Annotated in this window: 6 protein-coding genes; 1 reads left to right on the forward strand and 5 read right to left on the reverse strand. The window is 66.3% G+C overall.

Annotated elements, in window-relative coordinates; genetic code table 11:
• Positions 1 to 346 precede the first annotated feature (346 nt).
• The 4 genes from CHC11_RS39845 to CHC11_RS41905 form a co-directional block, all read right to left on the reverse strand.
• Positions 347 to 1,048 (reverse strand): hypothetical protein, encoded by a 702-nt coding sequence (locus CHC11_RS39845; protein ID WP_089317095.1) that lies wholly within the window; start codon positions 1,046 to 1,048, stop codon positions 347 to 349.
• A gap of 1,095 nt (positions 1,049 to 2,143) precedes the next feature.
• The gene (locus CHC11_RS39850; RefSeq protein WP_089317098.1) at positions 2,144 to 2,503 is read right to left on the reverse strand and encodes a nuclear transport factor 2 family protein; all 360 of its coding nucleotides are present in this window, start codon (positions 2,501 to 2,503) and stop codon (positions 2,144 to 2,146) included.
• Positions 2,504 to 2,732: 229 nt separating this feature from the next.
• A complete protein-coding gene (locus CHC11_RS39855) occupies positions 2,733 to 4,049 on the reverse strand; it encodes an MFS transporter (protein WP_245920318.1) in 1,317 nt (438 codons plus the stop codon).
• 272 nt (positions 4,050 to 4,321) lie between these two features.
• Positions 4,322 to 4,507, reverse strand: coding sequence for a hypothetical protein (locus tag CHC11_RS41905; protein ID WP_179279245.1), 186 nt, complete (start codon positions 4,505 to 4,507; stop codon positions 4,322 to 4,324).
• Positions 4,508 to 4,901: 394 nt separating this feature from the next.
• Here CHC11_RS41905 and CHC11_RS39865 point away from each other — a divergent pair, with 394 nt between their 5' ends.
• Complete coding sequence (locus CHC11_RS39865) at positions 4,902 to 5,546, forward strand: DUF6461 domain-containing protein (RefSeq protein ID WP_143227493.1); 645 nt, start codon at positions 4,902 to 4,904, stop codon at positions 5,544 to 5,546.
• A gap of 287 nt (positions 5,547 to 5,833) precedes the next feature.
• Here CHC11_RS39865 and CHC11_RS39870 read toward each other — a convergent pair.
• Positions 5,834 to 6,067, reverse strand: a 234-nt coding sequence (locus tag CHC11_RS39870; protein WP_143227494.1) for a M4 family metallopeptidase, incomplete at its 5' end; no start/stop codon positions are given.

The following is a 6,067-nucleotide window of genomic DNA, read 5'->3' on the forward strand; positions in this document are numbered from 1 at the left end:
GCGACAGTCGGGCCCAACGGCTGACCCGACGCCGAAAACCAAGAGCCGGTTGGGTCGCTCCGCGACCCAACCGACCTCACGAAAAATCGAGGCTAACGAACTGAGGCAGGGCGAACAGGTCGACGGAGGGCCCGTCGTACTGTCTTACCGCCGGTCGGCCATGCCCCTCTGTCCCAGCGCGAGGTGGGGCGGTGGCGCAGCACCGCGCTTAGATCTGAGGGGTGAAGCTCGCCGCGGGGGACGCGGTCGAGTTCCGTCTCCTGCTGACGGGGTTCACGCTCTTCGCCTTGCCCAGGCAGATCTGGAAGGCGACCTCGGTGCCCTCGGGGATTTTGCGCTGCCATGCTCAGTTGACGTGGACGAGCGGGCCGCCGAGCAGGCTCGTCACCGTCATGGGCCCGTAGGCGGCGTGGAAGTAGAGCCTGCTCGGACACGAGACGGGCCCCGATGTTTTGACCAAGGGCTGGAACACGAACTCCGCGCTGTGGGGAATGGTAGCGTGTGTGTTCCAGAAGGTTCCCCGTATCACGTCGTTGTCCGCGACGTAAGTGCAGGTTATTGACCCGAGAACGGTCTGGATAACTGTCTGCAAGGTGAGCGGAGGGACCGGGCCGCCCATCACGAGGAACTCCCCGGAGGAATTTACCGACCAGTAGTACGGCAGATTCAGCCAAGTGACTGTGGGAGCACCCGTCGTACCGACGAATGTCGTGTTGCACACGCTCGACGTGAGGACCGGCATCGAGCCGGTCGCGGTGCCCGGTGCGAGGGGATTGGTCTCCACTATCGCGCTCAGGCCGCCCGCGGTGCACTTGATGTACGGGCTCGTGACGCTCGGGGCGGAGTAGAAGTAGGAGTCGCGAGCCGTGTGCCGTGCCGCGCCCAAAGTGGAACCCACCGGTAGCCCGTTCGTATTCAGGCTGCCATACGACAGGACGTACTCCGACGCGTAGGCGGGTGACGTACTGAAGGCCGACACGACCGAGGTCGCGAGTAGCACGGCCGCCGTCAGGCGCAGGTAACGGGTGGCGCGGCGCGATACGGCCATACTCGATCACCATTTCGGGCGGCGGGCGGTTGACCGGAGGCGATCGCCTTCGGTCACCCGAGCAAAGCAATATCGCGTCGCGAGATCAATGGTTCGGCCGAAATTTCCCGGAAGGGCACTCTCGGCGCGCGACGGTTCAGCGTCGGGCGCCGGCGCGTTCTGCCACGGTGCGCTCGTCGGCGGACGGGACGACAGGACGACGTCGGTCAGGCCCGGGAACCGGGCGTCGAGATCGGCGCGCCGTAGCGGCAGCGGGAGCGTCTGCCCCACCGCCCGGTGGCGTGGCCACCGGCCGGTGATCAATGGGATCTCAGCCGGTTGTGAATCACTCGATTGCCTGCCCGGCTGGCGGGGGATGCCGGGTTCGTCCCCAGGGGTTTCCCTTTGCGGGCCTCTCGCGGGCCGATTCGTCGTCAAGGTCCACCCGCTCGCCGAGCAGCTTCGGGTACCGGCTGTCACGGAAGCTTCCAGCATCGCCTGCTCGGCGAAGGCAGGGGCTCCTGCCCTGCGAAGCATGCGAGGCCAGGTAGTCCGCAGTCGCGCTGGTGGCGATGGTGTTGAACCTGCGGCCACATCGCCCTGGTGGTGGATCCGGAATCCGCGGGTGCGGGTGGCGCCTCACCTGCGGTCCTGCGGGTCTCGGCACGAGTCGCTCCGCTCGGTCTGACCTCCGGAGGGTTGGTGAAGAGTGCAAACTTCACTACGCCCGGAGGGTTTCTTGCTGATCAAACACCTACCGGTCGTGTCCTGTCTCATTTGACCTTGCCGCGGTGCTCGTCCCAGCCCAGGGCATAGGCAACGTGTGGGACCAGGTTTGGGTGGAGTTCTCAGGTTGCGGTGCCGCCTGGGTGAGGATTCCGCCGGGTGTCTCAGGTTGTGTTGCCGGTCGGGACCGTTTTGGGCGCCTGTGTCTGGTGACAGTGAATCGTCCTCAGCGCTGCTGTCGTGACCTGGGTGAGGCATCCTGGGTGGCGGACTGAGCAGTGGCCCGGAGCCCCCATGGAGAGGTCCGTAAGTGGCCTGCCATTGGATCATGCTCAATGTCGGCGGACATCTGGAGGGCTGGCACGGTCGTCGGACAACCTGTCGGCTTTGTCAATCGGTCGTGCTGGCGTGCACGGCGATGATTCGCCAGCCGTACCTCTCGTCGTAAAGCCAAGTACGGGTGTATCGCATCCTGGCCGCGAACGGCGTCCCGGAGACGGTTCCCTCGACGGTGCCGAGAAACCAGGTCACCCCGGTGCGCCCGTCGACGAGTACGGTCAACTCTTCCTCGACCACCTTCGTCAACACCTGCGCCCGAGCGCGGTGAAGCTCCAGATCGTCCGCTTTGGTCTGAACGCTCGCACCAAAGGTGAAGATCAGCCGATCATCCAGCAGCCGATCAAGCGCCTCGACATCTCCAGCCAGCTGCGCGGCTTGGAGTCGACGCTCGGCGTCCCGCAAGTCCTCCATGAGGCCCACCCTCCCAGTCGGTGTCGTATCCACACCAGAGCGTACGCGTTCGGCTGATCTCCGCAGTCTGATCCAGAGAGTCCGATCGCGGTGAGGTCGCGTCCCGCGTGCGCGGGCTGCGGCCGGGAGCGGGCTGTCCATACAAGCAGGGCCCGGCTGGTGCCGGGCCCTGCGATGGAGCACTCGTTGAGTGTTGGTTGAGCCGGCGCTGTGTGCCGGCGAAGGTTGTTCAGGTCCGCGGTGCTGTTCCGCGTGCGAGCAGCTTTGCGGCCACCGGCGCCATGAAGGCGACGGTGCCCACTACTGAGGCCAGCGAAGCGAGGCCGGCGATGACCAGCGTCGAACGTGGCCCGAAGGTCTCGGCCAGCCAGCCGATCAGGGGATAGCCGACAAGGGAGCTCCCGGTGATCACCAGCAGGTACAGGCCCATCACCCTGCCGCGCAACTCCTCCGGAGCGCTCAGCTGCGTGAGCGAGTAGGCCGCCGTGGTGAAGGTCATCAACGCCATGCCCGTCGGGAGCTGTATGGCCGCGAATGCCCAGTAGTGCGGCATCAGTCCGGTCGCGGTCACCAGGACCCCGAAGACCGCCGCCGCGGCCAGCATGCCCCGCATGCTCGGCTGCCTCCGACGGGCGGAGAGCAGTGAGCCGACCAGCCCGCCGACTGCCGCCATCGCCGTGACGAGGCCGAATGACGAGGCTCCGGTATGGAAGACCTCTCGGCTCATCAGGGCATCGGTCACCGCGAAATTCATGCCGAACGCGGAGACCAGCAGCATGATGGTCATCAGCATGACCAGGTCGCGGCGCTTCCGGACGTAGCGCAGGCCCTCGCGAAGCTGGCCTTTTGCCCGCGGCATCGGAGCCTTGACGTACAGCTCGTCCTCACGCATGAGGTAGAGCCCGAGTTCCATGGCGGCGAACGACGCGGCGTTGATGAGGAAGACCGGACCGGTGCCGACGGCGGCGATCAGTATGCCGGCGACGGCCGGGCCGAGGATCATCGTCGTGTTGAACAGCGCGTTGTTCAGGCCGATGGCGTTGGACACGTCACGCGGCCCCACCACCTCGAAGGTGAACGCCATCCGTGCCGGGCTGTCCACTGTCACGGCCAGGCCGAGGCCGAACGCCAGAGCGTACACATTCCACACGGTGACGGAGCCGGTGACGGTGAGCAGGCCGAGCACGAGCGCGAGCGTGCCCATCACCGCCTGGCTGATCATGAGGATGCGCCGCTTGGGGTACCGGTCGGCCAGGACGCTGCCGTACAAGCCGAACAGCAGCGCCGGCAGTAGCTGCAGACCGGCCGTGATGCCGACCGCGGTGCCGCTGCCGTGCGTCAGTTCTAGCACCAACCAGTCCTGGGCGGTCATCTGCATCCAACCGCCGATGCTGGAGATGCCCTGACTCGGCATGAGCAGCCGGTAGTTGCGATGGTTCCGCATCGAGCGGAACAGCCTGAGGTCCTGCTGAGCGGCTTGAGGATCGCTGCTCGGCGGGTCCTCCCTGGCGGAGTCGGCTCCACCTGCGCCCGAGATGTCGGACATTGTTGTTCCTTTCGTTTGTGTGGTCTTGCCGTGGCGCCTCTGCACGCCACCGCAGGGACCGTCCTGTCAGCGCACGGCAAAGCAAGAGGTCGGCTGGGCAGGGTGAGAATCGCGACATTGGATGTGCTGGGCGTCTCCGACCTCGCCCAAGCGCCCAACTGTCCGCGCGCAGAACCTCCTCGCCCACCACTTGCAGGCCCTGACCGGCAACTTCCCGATCTGGGACAGGCATGGAGGCCGATAGCCCTCACCTGGCACTCGACCGGCGGGGCTTACCGCTGCCGGTCCTCGACCAGGGCGACCGGGCATACCTCAGTGGCTGACCCTGCGGTCATCCGCACCTCGGCCTCCAGCGCCGTCAGCCGGAACTCCAGCACCCCCCGGAACTGCGCGCGGTGGTACTCGGCGGCCCCGTCCGTCAGGAAGTACCTCGCGCTGTCGACGGCTGGGATCTTCACCCGCGTGGCCCTGTACTCCACCGCAGCCTGCGGAACCCAGCACGTTCAGGTCGGGAACCACGGCGATCATCGCGACCCTGCACCGGGGCCTGTGCGCTACTCCTTCTCCTTGGCGTTGCTGGACGGCAAGCCCACACCACGCGTCTCGGCTGGAACTCCGGCCCGGTCGAAGGCCACGTCAACCGCATCAAGATGCTCAAACGCCAGAGGTCCGGCCGAGCCGGATTCCCCCTCCTGCGCAAACGAGTCCCCAACAGCCACTGTAAAACGGGAACGGCATGGCCCCTTCACCTGATCCGGCCCTTTGGCGACCGGCGACGAGGCAGCGCGCGGATTTGTCGGCGGGCCCCTTACCGTGCTCGAAGACAGATCGCTTGAGGTCGCGGAGGTACAGATGGCAGGACTTGCATGGTTGTACGGGCGGGATCTGCCATTGCTGAGCTTGACATTGGCACACGGTCTCACCGCGAGGCAGCTTTTGGAGCGGATGGGTGCCGACTCAGCCACCTTGGCCCTGCGCAGCCAGGACGTCTTCCTCGATGAGTTCGGTGACATCCGCTACGACGACGCCCACGTGGTGTCCGCCGGACAGTACGCGCCGTGGGCATGGGCGTGGGAGCACGGCAGTTGGTTGTGCGTCCAAGACGACGACCTGGTGCGCAGGGTCTCGGCCGGCGCGACAGCCGTGGTGGTGCACGCCAACGAAAAGCCCATGGTCGAGTTCCGCTACGCCGAAGACGGGCGCCTGGTCACCGGCATCAACACCTTGCTCAGCCTCCGCCCCGAAGACCGCATCGGAAGCGAACCCCACCGCTTCGATGCCACACTACGCGCACTGGAGGCCGATCCAGATAGCAACGACTACGGTCCCTGGGGCTCCGCGGACTCTTCTATCGGGTCGCCGAAGAGCTCGGCATCGGCCTCCCGCACGAAGACTCGATCAAGACGCCCGTCTTCAGCGGACAGCTTCAGCCTCGAATTCCGTGACCGAGACAGGCGAGGCTTTTACGACGCGTTCTCACCGGCCCACACCGACTGACTCCTCACGCCCAATGACCGCTTCACGGAATTAAAGCCAGAACCGCTTCTGAGCGACGCACTCACGGTGATCGCCAGCTTGCACGTTCACACGCTCAAGGGCGGCCCGAAACCGGGCCGAGCCCGGTCGACCGGGCTCTAAACACCATGTGCTGACCGACGGCCACGGCACCCTGCCCACCGGCGGCAACCGCAACGACGGTGAACGATGAGCACGCCCGGTGCGGGCCCCCGCACCGGGCGTACCGGGAGGTCGTCAGTGACGTCCCACGTGCTCTGTCGGACGGATCAGCAGGTCGGCTCGCCGCTCTGCGCGGGAACGTTGATGGCGTTCCACGCGGCCTTCACCGCGTTGCACTCGGTGCTGCCCGAGAACAGCTGCTTGGCCGCCTGGAGGGTCGCGACGCGGGCGCGGGCGTGGCTCCAACTCGTCACCTTGCGGCTCAGGCCGCCCATGAAGATCTGGCCGGCCTTCTGGATGCCGATGCCGGTGACGGTGGAGCCGTTGCAGGTCGGGCTGGT

The organism is Actinomadura mexicana, assembly GCF_900188105.1.
Classification (GTDB): domain Bacteria; phylum Actinomycetota; class Actinomycetes; order Streptosporangiales; family Streptosporangiaceae; genus Spirillospora; species Spirillospora mexicana.